The 20049-nt window shown below is 60.5% G+C and carries 20 protein-coding genes; 12 read left to right on the forward strand and 8 right to left on the reverse strand.

The genetic code is table 11. The features are described 5' to 3' along the window. Positions 1-2 precede the first annotated feature (2 nt). Complete coding sequence (locus LOY38_RS16560; RefSeq protein WP_258696157.1) at positions 3-1109, forward strand: DNA alkylation repair protein; 1107 nt, start codon at positions 3-5, stop codon at positions 1107-1109. Here LOY38_RS16560 and LOY38_RS16565 read toward each other — a convergent pair. After that, on the reverse strand, positions 1090-1662 hold the full coding sequence (locus tag LOY38_RS16565) for a cytochrome b (RefSeq protein ID WP_258696158.1): 573 nt from the start codon (positions 1660-1662) through the stop codon (positions 1090-1092). The two genes, LOY38_RS16560 and LOY38_RS16565, sit on opposite strands and share 20 nt — an antisense overlap. 186 nt (positions 1663-1848) lie before the next feature. Between LOY38_RS16565 and LOY38_RS16570 the strand changes: the two genes are divergently transcribed. From LOY38_RS16570 to LOY38_RS16600, 7 genes are read left to right on the forward strand one after another with little or no spacing between them, the layout of a single operon-like run. Beyond that, positions 1849-2526: a thermostable hemolysin gene (locus LOY38_RS16570; RefSeq protein WP_258696159.1), complete on the forward strand. Its 678-nt coding sequence runs from the start codon at positions 1849-1851 to the stop codon at positions 2524-2526. Next, positions 2516-3997 carry an AMP-binding protein gene (locus LOY38_RS16575; protein WP_258696160.1) on the forward strand — a complete coding sequence of 494 codons (1482 nt, stop codon included), beginning with the start codon at positions 2516-2518 and terminating at the stop codon, positions 3995-3997. The genes LOY38_RS16570 and LOY38_RS16575 overlap by 11 nt, the downstream gene beginning before the upstream one ends. Continuing rightward, positions 3994-4668: a TenA family transcriptional regulator gene (locus LOY38_RS16580; RefSeq protein ID WP_258696161.1), complete on the forward strand. Its 675-nt coding sequence runs from the start codon at positions 3994-3996 to the stop codon at positions 4666-4668. The genes LOY38_RS16575 and LOY38_RS16580 overlap by 4 nt, the downstream gene beginning before the upstream one ends. Continuing rightward, positions 4655-5464: an SDR family oxidoreductase gene (locus LOY38_RS16585; RefSeq protein WP_258696162.1), complete on the forward strand. Its 810-nt coding sequence runs from the start codon at positions 4655-4657 to the stop codon at positions 5462-5464. Before LOY38_RS16580 ends, LOY38_RS16585 begins: the two co-directional genes overlap by 14 nt. After that, positions 5461-6105, forward strand: coding sequence for a tetratricopeptide repeat protein (locus tag LOY38_RS16590; protein ID WP_258696163.1), 645 nt, complete (start codon positions 5461-5463; stop codon positions 6103-6105). Before LOY38_RS16585 ends, LOY38_RS16590 begins: the two co-directional genes overlap by 4 nt. Before the next feature lie 11 nt (positions 6106-6116). Next, positions 6117-6779 carry a response regulator gene (locus LOY38_RS16595; protein ID WP_258696164.1) on the forward strand — a complete coding sequence of 221 codons (663 nt, stop codon included), beginning with the start codon at positions 6117-6119 and terminating at the stop codon, positions 6777-6779. Beyond that, complete coding sequence (locus LOY38_RS16600; protein WP_258696165.1) at positions 6776-8194, forward strand: ATP-binding protein; 1419 nt, start codon at positions 6776-6778, stop codon at positions 8192-8194. Before LOY38_RS16595 ends, LOY38_RS16600 begins: the two co-directional genes overlap by 4 nt. 144 nt (positions 8195-8338) lie before the next feature. Here LOY38_RS16600 and LOY38_RS16605 read toward each other — a convergent pair whose 3' ends face one another. The 3 genes from LOY38_RS16605 to LOY38_RS16615 form a co-directional block, all read right to left on the reverse strand. Then, positions 8339-8698 carry a DUF6124 family protein gene (locus LOY38_RS16605; RefSeq protein ID WP_258696166.1) on the reverse strand — a complete coding sequence of 120 codons (360 nt, stop codon included), beginning with the start codon at positions 8696-8698 and terminating at the stop codon, positions 8339-8341. A 373-nt stretch (positions 8699-9071) separates the two neighbouring features. Beyond that, on the reverse strand, positions 9072-9287 hold the full coding sequence (locus tag LOY38_RS16610) for a DUF4287 domain-containing protein (RefSeq protein WP_258696167.1): 216 nt from the start codon (positions 9285-9287) through the stop codon (positions 9072-9074). A 215-nt stretch (positions 9288-9502) separates the two neighbouring features. Beyond that, complete coding sequence (locus tag LOY38_RS16615; protein ID WP_258696168.1) at positions 9503-10387, reverse strand: LysR family transcriptional regulator; 885 nt, start codon at positions 10385-10387, stop codon at positions 9503-9505. 133 nt (positions 10388-10520) lie between these two features. Between LOY38_RS16615 and LOY38_RS16620 the strand changes: the two genes are divergently transcribed. Together LOY38_RS16620 and LOY38_RS16625 are read left to right on the forward strand one after the other, a co-directional pair. Then, positions 10521-12170: a GMC family oxidoreductase gene (locus LOY38_RS16620; RefSeq protein ID WP_258696169.1), complete on the forward strand. Its 1650-nt coding sequence runs from the start codon at positions 10521-10523 to the stop codon at positions 12168-12170. 154 nt (positions 12171-12324) lie between these two features. Beyond that, a complete protein-coding gene (locus LOY38_RS16625; RefSeq protein ID WP_258696170.1) occupies positions 12325-13947 on the forward strand; it encodes an MFS transporter in 1623 nt (540 codons plus the stop codon). 131 nt (positions 13948-14078) lie between these two features. Here LOY38_RS16625 and LOY38_RS16630 read toward each other — a convergent pair whose 3' ends face one another. The 4 genes from LOY38_RS16630 to LOY38_RS16645 all read right to left on the reverse strand — a co-directional run bounded on the left by LOY38_RS16630 (position 14079) and on the right by LOY38_RS16645 (position 17012). Beyond that, positions 14079-14441: a DUF427 domain-containing protein gene (locus tag LOY38_RS16630; protein WP_258696171.1), complete on the reverse strand. Its 363-nt coding sequence runs from the start codon at positions 14439-14441 to the stop codon at positions 14079-14081. Between the two features lie 133 nt (positions 14442-14574). Then, positions 14575-15336, reverse strand: coding sequence for a hypothetical protein (locus LOY38_RS16635; protein ID WP_258696172.1), 762 nt, complete (start codon positions 15334-15336; stop codon positions 14575-14577). A 24-nt stretch (positions 15337-15360) separates the two neighbouring features. Then, positions 15361-16827, reverse strand: coding sequence for an alkaline phosphatase D family protein (locus LOY38_RS16640; protein ID WP_258696173.1), 1467 nt, complete (start codon positions 16825-16827; stop codon positions 15361-15363). Then, positions 16827-17012 carry a hypothetical protein gene (locus LOY38_RS16645; protein ID WP_258696174.1) on the reverse strand — a complete coding sequence of 62 codons (186 nt, stop codon included), beginning with the start codon at positions 17010-17012 and terminating at the stop codon, positions 16827-16829. Before LOY38_RS16645 ends, LOY38_RS16640 begins: the two co-directional genes overlap by 1 nt. Positions 17013-17050: 38 nt before the next feature. Here LOY38_RS16645 and LOY38_RS16650 point away from each other — a divergent pair, with 38 nt between their 5' ends. Both LOY38_RS16650 and LOY38_RS16655 read left to right on the forward strand, forming a co-directional pair. Next, positions 17051-19000, forward strand: a complete 1950-nt coding sequence (locus LOY38_RS16650) for a DNA topoisomerase III (protein WP_258696175.1) — start codon at positions 17051-17053, stop codon at positions 18998-19000. 233 nt (positions 19001-19233) lie between these two features. After that, positions 19234-19773: a GNAT family N-acetyltransferase gene (locus tag LOY38_RS16655; protein WP_258696176.1), complete on the forward strand. Its 540-nt coding sequence runs from the start codon at positions 19234-19236 to the stop codon at positions 19771-19773. Positions 19774-20049: the final 276 nt, after the last annotated feature.

Genomic DNA, 20049 nt, shown 5'->3' on the forward strand with positions numbered 1-20049 from the left:
CAATGGCTGACCAAACCTCCCCCGCCCTGAAGGAAATCTTCAACGCCGAACGCCTCGCGCACATCGCCACCGAGATGACGGCGGTCTACCCCGAATTCGATGCCAAGGCCTTCCTGAAACTGGCCAAAACCGGTCTGACGGAGTTGTCAGTCATGCAACGCATGGCCCGCGTCAGTGAATGCCTGCACGCGGTATTGCCACTCGGTTATGAAGAATCCCTGGACGTTCTGCGCGCCCTCGCCCCGCGCCTGAACAGCGCCTTCGTCAGCATGTTTTTGCCGCATTACGTCGCGACCTACGGCGCTCATACGTTCGATCTGTCGATGAATGCGCTCAAATATTTCACAGCCTTCGGCTCATCGGAATTCGCCATCCGGCACTTCCTGCGCAGCGATATCGAACGCTCGTTGGCGCTGATGCACGATTGGTCGCTGGATGAAAACGAACACGTCCGGCGCCTGGCCAGCGAAGGCAGCCGACCACGCCTGCCATGGTCGTTCCGCCTTGAGCCGGTCCAGGCCGACCCGACACTGGCGGCTGCGATCCTCGACAACCTCAAGGCCGACGACAGCCTCTACGTGCGCAAATCCGTGGCCAATCACCTCAACGACATCACCAAGGATCATCCCGAGTGGGTGCTGGCGCTGATCGAGGGTTGGTCACTGGAAAACAAGCACACAGCGTGGATCGCCAGACACGCCCTGCGCAGTTTGATCAAACAGGGTAACAAGCGGGCGCTGGCAATCATTGGCGCGGGCGGCACGCCCGAGGTTGAAATCATTGACGTGAAGGTCGAACCGGCGGTGATTCGCCTGGGTGAGAAAATCACCCTGTCTTTCAGAGTGAAGTCCACGGTCCCGGACAGTCAGCGATTGGTGATCGATTACGCTATCGATTATGTCAAAGCCAACGGCAGCACCTCGGCAAAGGTGTTCAAACTTAAAGCCCTCACACTGTCCGACAATGCCAGCGAAGCCATTAGCCGCAGTCAGCACATCAAGGAACTGACCACCCGCAGGCACTATGCCGGCCAGCACGCGGTGCACATTCTGGTAAATGGCGAACGCTTGGCCAGCACCCATTTCCGAATTATCGCTGACGCTCATTGACCCCCACACCAGAGCCCCCCGGCAGCATGCGCGTGAGCGTGTTGTCGCGGACCCAATAGTGATGGAGCAAACCCGCCGCTGCATGCAAACCAATCAACCAATAGCCGGTGCTGCCGAGCAATTCATGCCAATGCTTGAGTTGCTTGGCCAGCACCGGATCAACCGCCACGGGCGCCGGCAGGAAAAACTCGAAATACGGCATCGGCTTGCCACCGGCGGCCAGCATCAACCAGGCCAATAGCGGCGTTGCGATCATCAGTACATACAACGCCAGGTGCATGAGGTGCGAGGCGCCGGTTTGCCAGGTTGGCGGGGCCGGGGTAATCGGTGGCCGAGGCGTGAGGCGCCCGAGCAAGCGAACCCAGACCAGCGCAAAAATGCTCAACCCGAATACGCCGTGCAGCCCCAGAAACAGGCCCTTCAAGGCATGCCCACGGGGCAGCAATCCTTTGATCTCGATGCAACCATAAACGCCGACGAACAGCGCCAGCATCAGCCAGTGCAAGGTAATCGAGAGTTTTCCATACCGATGTACTGCTGAATCTCGGGTCATACAGTGCCTCGTGGAGATCAGTGGCGGCTGCCGACTCAGTCGTGCAGCCCGGATCCGGTTTCGTCGAACCGACCGGCGCCACCCTGCCCGTCCAGTCTTAAGACAATCTGAAGGTCCACCTTCAGACTCCGTTAAGAATTGCCTTTGATACTCCTCCCAAACTTACTCAGGGAGGCGTTCTTGCCCATGCCCGATTTCGACTGGAACATCCCTCTGCCCCTGCACTTCGGCCAAGCCGAAACCCCGCAGATGAGTCTGGCCAGAGCCTTGCCGGACGACCCCCAGCGTCCGGTCTTCGAAGCTTTTATCCAGCAGCGTTTTCGAAAGGCCCACGGCGCCGACATCCGCCAATTCATGCCGCAGCTGTTCGGCATGAACGATGCGTCAGGCACGCTGTGTGCGGTGGCTGGCGTACGACTGGCCGGTGCCGACTCCTTGTTTCTGGAGCGTTATCTGGACGAGGCAATCGATCCGCTGATCAGCGACGCTGCCGGCCAACCCGTGGACCGGGCCGGTATTGTCGAGGTCGGGAACCTTGCCGCCAGCGATACCGGCAGCGCTCGTCTGAGCATCATCGCCATCACCTACCTGTTGGCCATGGGCGGGCTGGAATGGGTGGCGTTCACCGGCAACATCGGGCTGGTGAACAGTTTTCATCGCCTGGGCTTGAAGCCGGTGACACTCTGCGCCGCCGATCCTGCGCGGCTGGGCGACGACCGTCACCACTGGGGCAGTTATTACGAGAGTCAGCCATGGGTGCATGTCGGCAACATCCGCGCCGGTTTCATCCATTTGCGCAACATCGGTCTGTTCAATCGCCTGGGGTTGCCGGCGTCCCTTGAGGAGCCCAGCCATGTCGCCTGAAATGGAGCGTTTCAAACAAACCCTGCGCCATCACGCCGAACACAAAAGCAGCACGATTGCCTTGTGGGGCGATCAGTTGAAACTGGACTACGCCACGCTGTACGCCGAGGTCATGTATCGCCAACAGCGTCTGCGCGATGAGCACGTCAAAGTGGTCGCGCTGGCCCTGGACAACGGCACCGAGGCGATGCTCTGGGACCTGGCCGTACTGTTCGAAGGCCTGACCTGCCTGACGTTGCCGCCCTTCTTCAGCCCGGCTCAACGCAGTCATTGCCTGGAACAGAGCCAAGCCGAACGGGTGATTGCCGAACCGGAACTGGAAGCCGAACTGCAGGCGGCCGGCTACGAGAAGACCGGCGAATTCTGGAGTCGCACCTTCAGCGGTCCGAACCGGATACCCGAAGGCACCGCCAAACTGACCTTCACCTCAGGCACCACCGGTACGCCCAAAGGCGTGTGCCTGAGCGCCGAAAGTCTTTTGCGGGTGGCCCGTGAACTGGATCAGGCGAGCAAGCCCACCCATCCGCGGCATCACCTGGCGCTGTTGCCCCTGGCGATTCTGCTGGAAAACCTCGGTTGTTATGCCGCGTTGTATGCCGGTGCGACCCTGAGCGTGCCAAGCCAGAAAAACCTGGGCATTCAGGGTGCCAGCGGTGTCGATGTGCCGCGGTTGCTGGGGTGTCTGGCCTCCCGCGCGCCCGAGAGTTTGATCCTGGTGCCACAGTTGCTGCTGATGTTGGTCAGCGCCGCCGAGCAAAAAGCGTTCAACCCCCAATCGCTGCGATTTGCCGCTGTGGGCGGTGCGCGGGTTTGCGAAGAACTGCTGCATCGTGCGCAACGCATCGGCATGCCGGTATACGAGGGTTACGGGTTGTCGGAATGCGCGTCGGTGGTGTGCCTCAATCGCCCGGGAGCACACCGCCCCGGCAGTGTCGGTAGGCCCCTGCCCCATGTCGGGATTCGCCTGGCCGACGATGGCGAAGTGCTGGTCAAGGGCTCGACCCTGCTCGGCTATCTGGGGCAAGCGCCCTACCACGATGAATGGTGGCCGACCGGCGATCTCGGTGAGTTCGACCCGGAAGGTTTTCTCTACCTCAACGGGCGCAAGAAACATCAGTTCATCACCAGTTTCGGCCGCAACGTCAACCCGGAATGGGTCGAAGCCGAACTCACTCAGCGTCGCCACATCGCTCAGGCGTTCGTCTACGGCGAAGCGATGCCAACCAACCACGCCCTGCTCTGGCCCCATCGGCCGGACTGCACCGACGACGAACTGACCGCCGCCGTGGCCCAGGCCAACGAGGCCTTGCCCGATTACGCCCAGGTTCATCACTGGACCCGTCTCGATCAACCGTTCACCGCCGCCAACGGCTTGCTGACCGCCAATGGCCGACCGCGCCGCGACGCCATCGTCGAACGTTACCGGGCGCAGCTCACTGAATCCGTTTTTTCCGAGGAATCCGCATCATGAGTTTTTTCGACACCCTGCAAGAAGCCACCCTGCAAGAACGCCACGAGTTGTTCAACCTGCCGATCATCCGCGATGCCCTTGAGGGTCAGGTCAGCCTGGACAGCTACCGTGCCTTCCTCGCCCAGGCCTACTACCACGTACGCCATACCGTGCCGTTGATGATGGCGTGCGGCGCACGTCTGCCGCAGCGGCTGGAATGGCTGCGCAAAGCGGTGTGCGAATACATCGACGAGGAATACGGCCACGAGCAATGGGTACTCGACGACATCGCGGCCTGTGGCGGCGACAAAGAGGCGGTGCGTGACGGTCGTCCATCGCTGCCGATCGAGTTGATGGTCAGCTTCCTCTACGACCTGATTGCCCGAGACAACCCGGTCGGCCTGTTCGGCATGGTCAACGTGCTGGAAGGCACCAGCATTGCCCTGGCCACCCACGCGGCCGGCAGCATCCGCGAACGCCTGGCGCTGCCAGAAACCGCCTTCAGCTACCTGAGCTCCCACGGCTCGCTGGATATCGAACACATGCAGACCTACCGTCGGCTGATGAACACACTCGAAGACCCGGCGGACCAAGCCGCGGTGATTCATGCCTCGAAGGTCGTGTACAAGCTCTACACCGACATGTTCCGCGGCCTGCCCCGCGATGGGGAGAATCTGCATGCGCCCGTCTGAGGCTCGCGTGGTGTTGACCGGAGCCAGCGGCGGCATCGGTCTGGCCATCGCCAGCACCCTGTGTGCCAGTAATGCGCAAGTATTGGCCGTGGCCCGGAACCGGGAGTCGCTGGAACCCTTGCTCGAACGCTACCCGGAGCAGTTGCGTTGGGTCGATGCGGACCTGACCTTGCCCGACGACCGGCGCAAAGTGCTGGCCGCGGCCGAGGCCATCGGCGGTATCAACCTGCTGATCAATGCCGCGGGCGTCAACCATTTCGCCATGCTCGAGCAGCTCGATGACAGCGAGATCAACGCCATGCTGGCAGTGAACGTCAGCGCGCCGATCTGCCTGACCAGGCTGTTGCTGCCGCTGCTCAAGCAGGCCGAGAGTGCCATGGTGGTGAACGTCGGCTCGACCTACGGCTCCATCGGCTACCCCGGTTACGCCAGCTATTGCGCCACCAAGTTTGCCCTGCGCGGCTTCTCCGAAGCCCTGCGCCGGGAACTGGCCGACACCCGGATCAGCGTGCTTTACGTTGCCCCTCGGGCGACCCACACCAGCATGAACAGTCCGGCGGCCCAGGCGCTGAACGATGCGCTCAAAGCCAATGTCGACGACCCGCAAACCGTTGCCACGGCGGTCATCCACGCGATTGCCGGTGACCGGCGCGATTTGTACCTGGGCTGGCCGGAACGCTTTTTCGTGCGCCTGAACAGTCTGTTGCCGCATCTGGTGGACCGTGGCTTGCGCAAGCAGTTGCCGCTGATCCGTCGCCTCAGTCAGAAGCCCGATAACGAGAGCCTCAAACCATGAAAAGAATCGTCACTTGCTTGCTGCTCGCGGCGTTGAGCCAAAGCGTCTGGGCGCTGGACGCAGCCGATCAGCAGCGCCTCAATGGCATTCAGCAAAGTTGGGCGCACATTCAATATGAATTGCCCGCCGAACAGCGCACTGCGGCCTTCGAAAAACTCGCGACCCAGGCCTCGGCGTTCACCCAGGAACGCCAATCCCTGGCCGAAGCGTGGATCTGGTCCGGCATTGTCACCAGCAGTTGGGCCGGAGCCCAGGGTGGCCTCGGCGCCCTGAGCAAAGCCAAGGCCGCCAAAGTCGATCTGGAGAAAGCCCTCACCATCGATCCCAAGGCCCTGCAAGGCTCGGCCTACACCAGCCTTGCGGCGTTGTATGATCGCGTGCCCGGCTGGCCCATTGGTTTCGGCGATGCCGACAAGGCCGAACAACTGTTAAAGCAGGCTTTGCAGCTGAACCCGACCGGCATCGACAGCCTGTACTTCTGGGGCGATCATCTTTACCGTCAAAAGCGCTATGGTGAAGCCAGGGAAGCACTGCAAAAAGCCCTGCAAGCGGCACCGCGTCCTGGTCGGGAAAGCGCCGATGCCGGGCGCCGCAAAGAGATCCAGGCGTTACTGGTGGACGTGAACAAGAAACTCGACTGACAGGAGTCCGTGTGCGCTTATTACTGATAGAGGATGACGTAGCCCTTGGCGAGGGCATTCATCAGGCCCTGGGTCGTGAGGGTTACACCGTCGACTGGCTGCAGGACGGTAGCAACGCCTTGCATTCACTGCTCAGCGAAACGTTTGATGTGGCCGTGCTCGACCTCGGCCTGCCGCGCATGGACGGTCTGGAAGTGTTGCGCCGCTTGCGGGCCAGCGGCTCGAACCTGCCGGTACTGATCCTCACCGCCCGGGATGCCACCGAAGACCGCATCGCCGGGCTGGATGCCGGCGCCGACGATTACCTGATCAAGCCCTTCGACCTGGCCGAACTCAAGGCTCGCCTGCGGGCCTTGTTGCGCCGTAGTGCCGGTCGCGCCCAAGTGCTGATCGAACACGCCGGCATCAGACTGAACCCCGGCACCCAGCAAGTCAGTTATCAGGGTGAGCCGGTGGCGCTGACGCCCAAGGAATATCAACTGCTCCATGAATTGCTCTCGCCTCCGGGCCGGGTCATGACCCGCGATCACCTGATGCAACTGCTTTACGGCTGGAACGAAGAAGCCGAAAGCAACACCCTGGAAGTGCATATCCATCACCTGCGCAAGAAGTTCTCCACCGACCTGATCCGCACCATCCGCGGGGTGGGTTATCTGGTGGAGGAGCGTCGATGACTTCAATCCGGCGTCGCACCCTGACGCTGATCATCGGCCTGATGCTGACAGGCCTGGCGATCATCAGCGTGTTCAACCTGCACGACAGCAATCACGAAATTGCCGAAGTCTACGACGCCCAACTGGCACAGAACGCCCGACTGCTGCAGGGTGTGATGCGCATGCCGCTGGCCAGCAGTGAACACGCCGAACTGTATCAAGCGTTCAACAAGGCCTTGAGTGAAGCGGTGCCGAGAGTCGATGGTCATCCCTATGAAAGCAAAATTGCCTTTCAGGTGTGGAATCGAAAGGGCGAAGTGCTGGTGCACACCGCCAGTGCGCCCCCCTTCACGGCACCGCCGACGAAATCCGGTTTCAGCGATGTGGTGGATCTGCACAACCGCCATTGGCGGGTGTTCATGCTCGAAGACAAACAGAATGATCTGCGCATCTGGGTCGGTGAACGGGACGATGTGCGTGCGGACCTGGTAGACCGGATCGTGCGCCATACCCTGTGGCCCAATGTGCTGGGCAGCCTGATACTGGCGGCCATGGTCTGGCTGGCCATCGGCTGGGGGCTCAAACCCCTGGCCGATATGGCAGCAACGTTGCGGGCACGGCACAGCGGCTCTCTGGAGCCGTTGCAACTGACCCCGTTGCCCAGCGAACTGGAACCGATGCAAGCGGCGCTCAATCGCATGCTCGCGCAAATTCAAGAGGTGCTTGGCCGTGAGCGGCGCTTCATCGCCGACGCCGCCCACGAATTACGCACGCCGCTGGCCGTGTTGCGGGTGCATGCACAAAACCTGCAGGAGGCTGGCACGGAACAGGAACGTCGTGAGTCCCTCGCGTTTCTGATTGCCGGGGTCGACCGCGCCAGCCGTCTGGTCAATCAGTTGCTGACCATGGCGCGTCTCGAACCCAAGGCCGTGGCGCCGTTGCTGCACAGCATCGACTTGAGTGAAACCGTACGCGCCAGCCTGGCCCAGCTCACACCCTGGCTACTGAGCAGGAACCTGGAACTGGCTTTCGACGCCGAAGACCGGCCTTTCAAAGTCCTCGCCGATGCCGGCGCCATCGATATCGCCCTGAATAACCTGGTCACCAACGCGGCGAATTTTTCGCCGGAGCATGGCGTCATCACCGTGCAACTGAGCCAGGACGACGGGTTCTACAACTTGAGCGTCCAGGACCAGGGGCCGGGCATCGACGAAGCGGATCGCGCACGGTTGTTCGAACGCTTTTACAGCCGTGGAAATACCGGAGGCGCGGGCTTGGGGCTGGCCATCGTCAACACCATCGCGACGCGGCTGGGTGGGCGGATTACCCTGGTCAATCCACCGGAAGGCGGGCTGCGGGCGACCCTGTCGATTCCCGCCGGCCAGAACCACAGCCCCCTGCAACGGACCACCCGAGAGCTGCCGCCCAATGGCTGAATGGCCACCGAAACACAATTCTGCTCGTGGCCGTGAACAATCTGTGGCGAGGGAGCTTGCTCCCGCTGGGGCGCGAAGCGGCCCCAAAAAAGGGACCGCTGCACAGCCCAACGTCAGTTATCCACTCACCCCAGCAGCCCGCACCTACTTGGGCAGATCAATCTTATCCAGCACCCGGTTCGCCGTGATCTCCGCCACCATGATGCTGTTTGAAATGCCCAGCAGGGCGTAGCGCGACCCACCTTCCAGATGATCCACCAACTGATGGACCATCACATCGACCGAGGCCAGCGTCTCGACCAAAAAAACCATCAGGGTTTCGTTAGTAGCCTGCGAGTTCACGGAAAATAGGGTGCTGGGCGTGCGTGCGGCGGCTTTGATGTCGGCATTCGACGGGAAGTGGAAGTTCAGAGCCCGCTCGGCGGCCTCATTGAGCTTCTTTGAATCGGGTTCGTACGGAGACACCGGATCGGTGTCCGGCGGATTGGGCGTAGGTTTGATCATGGTGAAACTCCTGATTGTTCATTAGGAGCTACCGACATCACTTGCAGATGATGGGTGGCAGCTATGTGCGGGTCTGCAAGACCGGGAAACCAGGAACCCGGCAGATCCGAAGATCTCCCGCACAAAGCCGCCATTTCGCGGACACAAACGAGCGTCCGCTGACAGGGCTATGCGACTGGTATTCCGGCGGGCTTGCAGACCCGATCACTGATGAGCAGTGACAGGAATCAAGTTACCGAGCGGCCCCTAGACGCACAAGCCGGCGGATTCTGTCTTACGTGTAGGGGATGGCGCAAGGCGTTGTAGCCCTTAGGTGGTAACGGCAAGCTTCATTTAAACGATCGCGATTTTTCTTGTTTAAATTGACTGTGGGCTAGGTTGGCGAACTCGCCAAATAATATGCAACCAAAGCATTAGCATGCCCATGCCCCATACCGTGTTCAGCCTTCAGCCAAGCCACCATTTCCATATGTTTCTTAGCGCTCACTGTTCCGAGCAGATCCAGCCAGTGGCTGATGGGCTGGCCATATTTTTTCTCGATTGACGGGAAGTACGACGCCGGGCCTTTCACTTTTGTATCTTCGGTCATGCTGCAAGCTCCCTTGTTCGCGGCGGAGTATCGGTGGACGCTCCTTGTCTTCATCCCACGAATTGAAGGCCAGGACGGCTGCGCTGTCCAGCGGGAACAAGCTCGCAGAGCATTTGGGAAATGAATCTGACACTCTCCCAAGATCAAAAGATCGCAGCCTTCGGCAGCTCCACCTATCCCTGTAGGAGCTGCCGAAGGCTGCGATCTTTTGATCTTTATCCCATCAACAACCCCTGCTCGCGCTCACACAACTCCACCACGTAATCCCACAACACCCGCAGCCGCACGGACTTGTGCAGCTCGCGCCGCGTACTGATCCAATAACTGCGCTGGATGCTTTCATCCGGCAGCAACGGCACCAGTTGGGGATCGGCGCTGGCCATGTAGCACGGCAGCACGGCGATCCCCAGGCCCGAGCGCGCGGCCTGTTGCTGGGCGATGACGCTGGTGCTGTGGAAGACCACCTGGGGGTTGCGACAGAAGCTGTTGAGGAACATCAGCTCCTGGCTGAACAGCAAGTCGTCGACGTAACCGATCCACGCGTGGCGACCGAGGTCTTCGCGGCTGCGCAGGGGTGGAGAACGGTCCAGATAGGCCTGGCTGGCGTAGAGCGCCAGTCGGTAATCGGTGAGTTTGCGGGTGACCAGCATGTCGGCGGCCGGGCGTTCCAGATGAATGCTGATCTCGGCTTCACGGTTGAGGATGCTGACGAAACGCGGCACCGCCACCAACTCCACTTCCAGTCCTGGATAGCGTTCGAACAGCCCATTCATGCGGCTGGCGAGGAACATGATGCCCAGCCCTTCCGTCACCCCGACGCGGATCTTGCCCAGCGGTGCGGTGGATTGGGTGATTTCTTCCTGAGCCAGCAGCGCGACGTTTTCCATGGCTTCGGCGTGTTTGAGCAGCGCTTCGCCGGCCGGGGTCAATTCGTAGCCTTGGGCATGCTGGACGAACAGCGCGGTGCCTAGGCTTTTTTCGATGGCTTCGATGTGCCGGGCCACGGTGGCGTGGGTCGTGTTCAAACGGCGAGCGGCGGTCAGCAAGCGGCCGCTGCGCTGCAATTCGAGAAAAAACCGCAGGTCATTCCAGTCGAACATGAGCCATCCTTGACGTTATGCCGTTAACGACGCTGTTTAAAAACGCACAGCAGCTGCGCAAAAACTAACATTCTTTTAACGAAAGCTAACAACTAGGATGACCGACAACAAGAACAACAATACGAGGTCAGGGATGCAGACTTCCCTTGATGAATTCGACTACATCGTGGTCGGCGCCGGGCCGGCCGGTTGTTTGCTGGCCAATCGACTGTCGGCCAACCCGCAACACCGGGTGCTGCTGCTCGAAGCCGGCGGCCGCGACAATTACCCATGGATTCACATCCCGGTGGGCTACCTGTTCTGCATCGGCAACCCGCGCACCGACTGGTGCTTCAAGACTGAAACGCAGCCGGGCCTGCAAGGCCGCGCCCTGAGCTACCCGCGCGGCAAGGTGCTCGGCGGCTGTTCCTCGATCAACGGCATGATCTACATGCGTGGCCAGGCCGGCGACTACGACGGCTGGGCGGCCGAGGGCAATGCCGGCTGGAGCTGGCAAGACGTGCTGCCCCTGTTCAAACACAGTGAAAACCATTTTGCCGGCGATTCGGAATTTCACGGCGCCGCCGGCGAATGGCGGATCGAGCGGCAGCGGCTGTCGTGGCCGATCCTCGACGCTTTCCGCACGGCGGCCGAGCAAAGCGGCATCGCCAGCATTGATGACTTCAATCAGGGTGACAACGAAGGCTGCGGCTATTTCCAGGTCAATCAGAAAGCCGGGATCCGCTGGAACGCGGCCAAGGCGTTTCTCAAACCGATCCGCCAGCGCGCCAATCTGACGGTGCTGACCGATGTCGAAGTGGACCGCGTATTGCTGGAAAACGGCCGTGCCTCGGCGGTCAACGCGCGCTGGCAAGGCCAGGCGAAAACCTTCAAGGCGCGCAAGGAAATCATTTTGTGTGCCGGCTCCGTCGGTTCACCGGGCATCCTCCAGCGTTCCGGCATCGGCCCTCGCCCGCTCCTGCAAAAACTGGGCATCGGTGTTGCCCATGAGCTGCCCGGCGTGGGCGGCAACTTGCAGGACCACCTGCAACTGCGGCTGATCTACAAACTGGAAAACGCCCGCACCCTGAACCAGATCGCCGGCACGCTATTGGGCAAGATGGGCATGGGCCTGCGTTATCTGTATGACCGCAGCGGCCCGCTGTCCATGGCCCCAAGCCAACTCGGCGCCTTCGCCCGTTCGGGACCGGAGCAGACATCGGCGAACCTCGAATACCACGTGCAACCGTTGTCGCTTGAGCGTTTCGGCGAACCGCTACACGCCTTCCCCGCGTTCACTGCATCGGTCTGCGATCTGCGCCCGCAAAGCCGTGGCCGAATAGACATTCGCTCCGCCGACCCGCGGGAAGCGCCGCTGATTCAGCCCAACTACCTGAGCCATCCCGAAGACTTGCGAGTGGCGGCGGACGCCATCCGCCTGACCCGCCGCATCGTCTCCGCGCCCGCCTTGCAAGCGTTCAAACCGGTCGAGTACCTGCCCGGCGACAGCTTGCAGAGCGAAGAGCAATTGCACGAAGCCGCCGCGCGGATCGGCACGACGATTTTCCACCCGGTGGGCACCTGCCGGATGGGCAACGATGCGGACGCGGTGGTCGACGCCGAGTTGCGCGTGCACGGCATCCCCGGCCTGCGCATCGCCGACGCCTCGATCATGCCGCGCATCACCTCGGGCAACACCTGCTCGCCGACGTTGATGATTGCCGAAAAAGCCGCGCAATTGATCCTCAACCCTGTTGTAAACACCAACCCTGTGGGAGCGGGCTTGCCCGCGATAGCGGTGTGACATTCAACATTACTGTTGACTGAACCGCCGCCATCGCGGGCAAGCCCACTCCCACAGGGATTGCATTAGATTCACGGACATCGAGCATCACCCCCTACAAGGAACACGCAACACCAGTGGAACAACAAAAATAATCACTGTGAGGGATACCGATATGTCAGAACATGTTCAGTCTTTAGAAGCCGTCCGCAGCGCTGGCACCAGTCAGGAAACCCAGAAAGTCATCTTCGCCTCGTCCCTCGGGACGGTGTTCGAGTGGTACGACTTTTTCCTCTATGGCGCCCTCGCGGCGGTTATCAGCAAACAGTTCTTCGCAGGGGTCAACGACACCACGGCGTTCATCTTCGCGCTCATGGCCTTTGCCGCCGGCTTCATTGTGCGGCCGTTCGGTGCGCTGGTGTTCGGACGGTTGGGGGACATGATCGGGCGTAAATACACGTTCCTCGCGACCATCGTCCTCATGGGCGTGGCAACGTTCTGCGTTGGCTTGCTGCCGACTTACGCGAGCATCGGCATTACCGCGCCGATCATCCTCGTGGTGCTGCGCATGCTTCAGGGCCTGGCGTTGGGCGGTGAGTACGGCGGCGCTGCCACTTACGTGGCGGAACACGCGCCGATCGGCAAACGCGGTTTCCACACCAGCTGGATTCAGTCCACCGCCACCCTCGGTCTGCTGCTGTCGCTGCTGGTGGTGCTCGGCTGTCGCTACTTCACCGGCGACCAGTTCGAAGTCTGGGGCTGGCGCATTCCGTTTCTGTTTTCGATCGTGCTGCTGGGCATCTCGACCTGGATTCGCCTGAGCCTGCACGAGTCGCCTGCGTTCGTGAAAATGAAAGAGGAAGGCAAACTCTGCAAGTCACCGCTGCGCGATTCCTTCGGCAAATGGGACAACCTTAAAGTGGTGCTGATTGCCCTGTTCAGCATCAATGCCGGGCAAGCGGTGACCTTCTACGCGGCGCAGTTCTACGTGCTGTTCTTCCTCACCCAGTTCCTGAAAATGGACCCGGCCCTGGCCAACAGTTTGCTGATTGTCAGCGTGATCATCGGCGCGCCGTTCTTCATCTTTTTTGGCTGGCTGTCGGACAAGGTCGGGCGCAAACCGGTGCTGATGATCGGCCTGTTGCTGGCCACCGCGCTGTACTTCCCGATCTTCAAGACCCTGGCCCATTACGCCAACCCGGCCATCGACCAGGCCAGCCGCCAGGCACCGATCACTGTACTGGCCGACCCGGCCACCTGCACGTTCCAGTTCGACCCGGTGGGCAAGGCGAAATTTGATAGCCCGTGCGACAAGGTCAAAACCTTCCTGGTCAAACAGGGCCTGCCCTACAACAGCGAAGCAGCCCCGGCCGGCAGCGCCGTGCAGGTGAGCGTCGGCGAGGTGAAAATAGACGGCTACGATGAAGCGGCCCTGCGCGGCGCAGTGACCCTGGCCGGCTATCCGTCGCAAGCCGACACCCAGCTGATCAACAAGCCGATGATCGTGGCGCTGATCGTCGCGCTGATCATCATCTCCGCCATGTGCTACGGCCCGCTGGCGGCGCTGATGGTCGAACTGTTCCCGACCCGCATCCGTTACACCTCGATGTCCCTGCCCTACCACATCGGCAACGGCTGGTTCGGTGGTTTCCTGCCGACGGTGTCGTTTGCCCTGGTGGTGTACACCGGGGATATTTTCTACGGGCTGTGGTACCCGGTGGTGATTACCGGGGTGAGCCTGGTGGTGGGGATGATGTGTTTGCGTGAGACGAAAAACGTGGACCTCGATAAAAACTGATGTGAGTAGCGGAACCTGTGGGAGCGGGTTTGCTCGCGAAGGCGGTAGCACAGTCAACATTGATGTCGCCTGACACACCGCTTTCGCGAGCAAGCCCGCAGGGATTGCGACACCACAATGTTCTCTGCAAATCAGGTATCGAGCACCTCAAACGTCACTTCTTCAGGATAGAACGCCACATACCCGCGAATCTGCGCGACTGACACCTTGGGGTCCTCATAACTCCATACCGCATTGGCGCCTTCATGCCCGGGAATTTGCAGGCTGAAATAACTGGCATCGCCCTTGTACGGGCAATAGCTGGTGTGGTCGGTGCGGGCGAAATACTGTTCGGCGATGTCCTCCCGCGGGAGGTAGTACACCGGAGGATAATTGGCCTCATGCATGACCAGCGTCCGATCGGAGGACGCGACTTGAATGCCATGGAATTTCACCACCACACAGCCGGGTTGCGGGGTGATAGCGATGGGCTTACCGGGTCCGGGGGCTTTCATGAAAGGGTTCCTCCCTTGCTGTTTCGCGGTAACCGCGATCCATCAGGTATACCTCATGTTCCGGAATCAAGGCGGTTACACAGCCAAACGGCAGCAACGCCTTCGCCACACGCGCCAACGCCCTGGGCGCCCGCTACTTGCCATCCTCGATTTTGTATTCGTGCGGCGTCCAATACCTGCCCTTTGGGGGCTGCACGTTGTTTTTGGTGTAGTAGTCGTACCAAAACATCGCCGTCGCCCAGATGGCTTCCGGGCTCGACGCCCGGGTTTCGAGCCCTGGGGTCAAATCCAGCCCTGCGCTGGCGTAGAGGGTTTCCAGCATGCAGGCCGACGGCAACCCAATCCCGTCATGTATCGGGTTCGGGGTGCGCGCCACGCCCCAGGAGAACGCGAGCCAGCGTAATACGTGCTCCAGCGCATCCACGTAGGCGCGTCCTTTCTCGAACTGGTCGAGTTTGCTCAATACTTCTTTCTGCGATTTGGGTAACGCAATGACTGCAATGTTTTTCCAGTGGTCGGGGTCTTCCAGGTGCTGGAGAGGCGTCTCGACCACGCCGTTGCGCTCGGACGCAAACATACCGGTTTCCGGCTGGAACAAGGGCACGTGGAGAATGCTGGACTGTGCAATGCCTTTAGGGGAAACCTTGAGAAACGCCGAGGTGGACCAATAAGACGGCAACATGTCGAAGCGCAGGTGCGACTGACCGATTCTCAGACGCCACCCCAGCGTATCGGTGGCCCCCAGCAGCAACACATAGGATTGATCGGTGTTTTTTTTGTCGACCAGTTCGGTGATCGCCCTGCCAATCCATTCAACGTTGTCTTCTTTACCCTTGCGCCGTAGTTTTTGTATCTCGGGGTTGGATCTGGATACGGTTGTATATTTGGCGGACATGACTCTTCTCCAGCAGCGATGGCTTCAGGTATTGAGCAACGTAAATGGACCGACTCGAGTGGCAGGCGAAGCGGGTGCGGTGATGGGGTGGTACGTGACGTTCAATTCCACACCAAGCCCCAGGCAGGAAAACTCAAGAATCGCCACCTGGTTTCCACTCCCGTCTTGCTGCTTGACCGGGCAAAACGACTTCACACCGATGTAGGGCGGAGCCCGCTCGGCTTCAGGATGAAGAGGCCAACGTTTTCGTTCGCCGAAAATACTTTTCAGATAATCCTTGAGTCGCGCCACCTGATCGGAACCCGGGGTGACCAGCAGACTCGTTGGCGAACAGATGACTTCGGTCAGGGTGATTTGCCCGCGCTTGACACAGTTGGCCTGTGCGACACGGCTCCAGTGCACGTCCCCGGTCAGAAAAACCACCTGAATGCCGTGCTGTCCCAGCCGCTCGAGCGTTTCGATAATCACTTTGAACTGTCCCTTGTAATTGGACAGTTCGGCATCGCCCATCTCATCAAAGAACGGCGTTTTGACCAGTAGCGCCTGCCCGGTCGACAGCACGCCGATTCGAGGTATCCCCTGGTTCTGACAATCGATCAGTTCGCTTGCCCACTGCTTCAACGCCTGTTCGGCCTCCTCTGGCATCAGGCCGAAAGGGTCGTTGAAGTCTTGCTTGCGATGACTTCGGGTATCGAGAAACAGCATGAACAACGGCTCGATGTCCACGCGCAGCCAAGGCTTCTGCGCAGAGCCTCCCACCTGGTAGTCCTGGAACATCTCGAGCGCCGCATCGGCCCAGATGTTCACACCGCCACCGGGGGTCGGGGCTGTCTGGGTACCCCTTTTCCAGAACTGAGGCCAAGGGTAGTTATTCCAGAACTCATGATCATCCGGGAGGCAGACGGCGGGCGCTTTGGCCAGTGCAGACTGAAGACCCGCCACCTCCTTGAACGTAGATGTCCAGTTGCGTTGATATTTTTTGGAAATAACCTGCCGCAGTTCATCTTCCGTTGTCGGCAGGGTCTCGAAGGGCAGTTGATCGAGGTAGACCTGATCACCCGCGAACAATGAAATATCAGGCCTGACGGGCAGGCTCTGGATGAACCGCCCTACATTCGCCTTGTCGGTTTCAACGCAATAACAGGAAGAGAGCAGAATCTTGAAGCTCCCTTCCATTTTTTGCGGCACCTTGGCCGGCAAGGAAAAAACCCGCAGAGCGCAGGGTTCGAAACCAGCACCCGCGCGGACCACAATCTGATGCTCGCAACCAGCGCCCCTGGTTTCGAAGGTAAAGAGCCCCTGATAGTTGAGATACCCCTTGTCCGGCGTTCGGTCCCGGATGGGGTGAAGCCCATCCATCGTGACCGGCAAACACGGCGCGCCATCCACGGTAAATTCGACGGCTGGCGGTTGGGCCACGCCAAACACCCCGACCCACAATTTGATCTCGTCGAGGGCGCCAAGCACTGGGCGAGCCATCAAATATGCCATTACCGCTCCTTGGGCCAGAGGCTCGAATGCAGAGAAGTCCGATCTCGCTGCTTGCCGTTGATTAAAGCAAAGACCGGCAGGAACACAACGCGGCCAGCCTTCCAGAATGAGCGCGCAATCAATCGCAACGCATAAGCTGTACATCCATACAGATAAAGATTGCTCCAACGCTCATCAACCGCCATTCTGTGCACCTCTCGGTCCTTGAACGACGATGGTGGTTATGCGGCTGTACCTCTGTGAAAAACCTTCCCAGGCCAAAGACATCGCGGCCGTGCTCGGCGCCAGACGCCGGGGCGACGGCTGCTGGCTGGGAACGGACGTCACGGTGACCTGGTGCATTGGCCATCTGCTGGAAACCGCGCCGCCGGATGCCTATGACGCGCGTTACAAGCGTTGGGTGCTGGCGGATCTGCCGATCATTCCCGAGAAATGGAAGATGACCGTCAAACCGCGCACGGCCAGCCAGTACAAGGCGGTCAAACGCTTGCTCGGCGAGGCGAGTGAACTGGTGATTGCCACCGACGCCGACCGCGAAGGCGAGATGATCGCCCGGGAACTGGTGGAGCATTGCCGGTATCGCGGGCCGATCCGGCGGCTGTGGCTATCGGCGCTGGACGATGCGTCGATCCGCAAGGCGCTGGCGGCGCTCAAGCCCGGGGCCGAGACGTTCAGCCTTTATCATTCGGCGCTGGGGCGATCCCGGGCCGACTGGTTGATCGGGATGAACATGAGTCGGTTGTTCACCCTGCTGGGGCGTCAGTCCGGCTATCAGGGTGTGTTGCCGGTCGGTCGAGTACAGACACCGACCTTGCGTCTGGTGGTGGATCGCGACCGCAGCATTGCCGATTTCGTCCCGGTGCCCTACTGGGCCATCGAGGTGCAACTGCTGCACGACGGCACCACGTTCACGGCTCAATGGCGGGCGGCCTCCGATGCTTGCGACGATCAGGACCGTTGCCTGAATCAGGCGCTGGCCCAGACAGCGGCTGCGGCCATTGGCAGCGCGGCGAGCGCTCGGGTGATCAAACTCCGCACCGAACGCATGCGCGAAGTCGCGCCTTTGCCGTTCGACCTGGGCACCTTGCAGGAAGTCTGCTCGAAGAAGCTTGGGCTCGGCGCTCAGGAAACCCTCGATATCGCCCAGGCGCTGTACGAAACCCACAAAGTCATCACCTACCCACGCAGCGACTGCGGCTACCTGCCCCTGAGTCAGCACAGCGAAGCCCCGGGCATTCTGGCGGCGCTCCGGCAAGCGGACCCAACCCTGAACGCCCTGCACGATCACCTGGAGCCCCAACGCCGCTCACGGGCCTGGAACGACGCCAAGGTCAGTGCTCACCACGGCATCATTCCAACGGCCGCGGCGAAAAACCTCGACCGTCTGGTGGGCAAGCAACGGGCGGTCTACACCCTGATTCGTGCGCGTTACCTGGCGCAGTTTCTGCCCAACCATGAATATGACCGGACCCAGGCCGACTTCGACTGTGCCGGTGAAGCCTTGCGCGCCGTGGGCAAGCAGATTGTCGAACCCGGCTGGAAACGCGCCCTGCCCGAAGCCCTCGCGCCTGCCAAGGGCCGCGAAGTACCCGCGCCGCAGACACTCCCGGCGCTGGCCGAAGGGTGTGACTGCGCGGTGGCCGACGTGAAGCTCAAGGACCTCTGGACCCAGCCGCCCAAGCCGTTCACCGAGGGTGATCTGATCAAGGCGATGAAAAACGTCGCCAAACTGGTGGAAGATCCGCTACTCAAGCAAAAGCTCAAGGACACCACCGGCATCGGCACCGAAGCCACCCGCGCGTCGATCATTCAGGGCCTGCTCGACCGAGGTTATCTGGTGAAGAATGGCAAGGCGCTGGCCGCGACGCCGGCGGCGTTCAGCCTGATCGATGCCGTGCCGCGAGCGATTGCCGATCCCGGAACCACGGCGATCTGGGAACAGGCGCTGGACATGGTGCAGAGCGGTGAAATGAGCCTGGAAGAGTTCGTCACCAAACAGGCTGCGTGGATGAGCAAGCAGGTGGCACGTTGCGCCGGTCTGAACCTGACCATCAGCGGGCCGGCAAGCCCGGCCGGGCGTGGCGCCACCCCCTGGAAAAACAAGCGCAAGCCCGCCAAGCGCAAGCCCTCGACCGGCACCAAACGCGCGGCAAAACCGGCAAGCAAGGCTTGAGGACAGTTCGAGCGAACCTGAATGGTCTAGTGTTCTTCATGTCCGGCAATAGCCCCCATGGCAGTCGGTCAAGCCCAATCCATGTGGGAGCGAGCCTGCTCGCGAAGGCGGCGGCACAGTCAATATTGATGTCGACTGACACACCGCTATCGCGAGCAGGCTCGCTCCCACAGGTTCCGCCCCCTAACTGACAGGCATCAGGCAACAGCCCTGCTTTCTGCAAAGGTACAACCATGGCGACAATCAGGAGCCAGCCCTCAATAGAACTGCATGCCGCCCAGCGCGACGAACTGGAAACCATTGAAAACCTGATGCAGTTCTACACGTACGACTTCAGCGAATGGCTGCCGCTGAAACTCGGGGAGCATGGTTTCTTCAACATCCAGCCCAAACCGGACTACTGGCGCAACCCGGCAACCAGGCCGTTTCTGATCAGGGTCGACGGCGAGTTGGCAGGGTTCGTGACCGTGGATAACGAGACCCATATCGTCGGCGCCGAGCACAACATCGGCTACTTTTTTCTCAGTCGCCGCTTTCGTGGCCAAGGCGTCGCGAAGTTTGTCGTCTCTGCCCTCTTGAGCCGGTTCCCCGGTCAATGGCAAATTTTCCACATCGATGCCAACCAACCTGCGCGGCTGTTCTGGGCCAGGGTGATACCCGACCTCACGAGTGCCGAGTTCACCCTGCATCAGCTGCTGGTGGACGGTTATCCCTGCACCGTTTACCGCTTTGAAAGATCGCAGCCTTCGGCTACGCCTACCCCGGCCCCGTAGGAGCTGCCGAAGGCTGCGATCTTGACGATTCCAGCGACGCCACAGCCCTCCAAGCGCTAGCCATGCCGATTTTCTAATGCCAAAACCACTTTGTCCGACAATATGTAGTGAGCAAAAATAATCACTACAAAACCGTTGACGCCTCCGATTTGCCCTTGCATGATGCAGACGTCTCCCCGATCGGGAGTACAGGCAACACGTTTGAGCAAGCTCGTCTGACCGCCGAGCTGTTTTTCCCGGATACACGCTGCCCACAAGGCAGATTGAAGAAGCTGA

It is taken from the genome of Pseudomonas sp. B21-015, assembly GCF_024749285.1.
Classification (GTDB): domain Bacteria; phylum Pseudomonadota; class Gammaproteobacteria; order Pseudomonadales; family Pseudomonadaceae; genus Aquipseudomonas.

Bases quoted from the DNA above. Each gene is read 5' to 3' on its own strand.
- LOY38_RS16590 (WP_258696163.1), top strand. From the start codon at position 5,461: ATGAAAAGAATCGTCACTTGCTTGCTGCTCGCGGCGTTGAGCCAAAGC.
- LOY38_RS16600 (WP_258696165.1), top strand. From the start codon at position 6,776: ATGACTTCAATCCGGCGTCGCACCCTGACGCTGATCATCGGCCTGATG.
- LOY38_RS16585 (WP_258696162.1), top strand. From the start codon at position 4,655: ATGCGCCCGTCTGAGGCTCGCGTGGTGTTGACCGGAGCCAGCGGCGGC.
- LOY38_RS16570 (WP_258696159.1), top strand. From the start codon at position 1,849: ATGCCCGATTTCGACTGGAACATCCCTCTGCCCCTGCACTTCGGCCAA.
- LOY38_RS16640 (WP_258696173.1), bottom strand. From the start codon at position 16,827: ATGGCATATTTGATGGCTCGCCCAGTGCTTGGCGCCCTCGACGAGATC.
- LOY38_RS16605 (WP_258696166.1), bottom strand. From the start codon at position 8,698: ATGATCAAACCTACGCCCAATCCGCCGGACACCGATCCGGTGTCTCCG.
- LOY38_RS16575 (WP_258696160.1), top strand. From the start codon at position 2,516: ATGTCGCCTGAAATGGAGCGTTTCAAACAAACCCTGCGCCATCACGCC.
- LOY38_RS16620 (WP_258696169.1), top strand. From the start codon at position 10,521: ATGCAGACTTCCCTTGATGAATTCGACTACATCGTGGTCGGCGCCGGG.
- LOY38_RS16610 (WP_258696167.1), bottom strand. From the start codon at position 9,287: ATGACCGAAGATACAAAAGTGAAAGGCCCGGCGTCGTACTTCCCGTCA.
- LOY38_RS16615 (WP_258696168.1), bottom strand. From the start codon at position 10,387: ATGTTCGACTGGAATGACCTGCGGTTTTTTCTCGAATTGCAGCGCAGC.
- LOY38_RS16580 (WP_258696161.1), top strand. From the start codon at position 3,994: ATGAGTTTTTTCGACACCCTGCAAGAAGCCACCCTGCAAGAACGCCAC.
- LOY38_RS16565 (WP_258696158.1), bottom strand. From the start codon at position 1,662: ATGACCCGAGATTCAGCAGTACATCGGTATGGAAAACTCTCGATTACC.
- LOY38_RS16645 (WP_258696174.1), bottom strand. From the start codon at position 17,012: ATGGCGGTTGATGAGCGTTGGAGCAATCTTTATCTGTATGGATGTACA.
- LOY38_RS16625 (WP_258696170.1), top strand. From the start codon at position 12,325: ATGTCAGAACATGTTCAGTCTTTAGAAGCCGTCCGCAGCGCTGGCACC.
- LOY38_RS16630 (WP_258696171.1), bottom strand. From the start codon at position 14,441: ATGAAAGCCCCCGGACCCGGTAAGCCCATCGCTATCACCCCGCAACCC.
- LOY38_RS16655 (WP_258696176.1), top strand. From the start codon at position 19,234: ATGGCGACAATCAGGAGCCAGCCCTCAATAGAACTGCATGCCGCCCAG.
- LOY38_RS16650 (WP_258696175.1), top strand. From the start codon at position 17,051: ATGCGGCTGTACCTCTGTGAAAAACCTTCCCAGGCCAAAGACATCGCG.
- LOY38_RS16635 (WP_258696172.1), bottom strand. From the start codon at position 15,336: ATGTCCGCCAAATATACAACCGTATCCAGATCCAACCCCGAGATACAA.
- LOY38_RS16560 (WP_258696157.1), top strand. From the start codon at position 3: ATGGCTGACCAAACCTCCCCCGCCCTGAAGGAAATCTTCAACGCCGAA.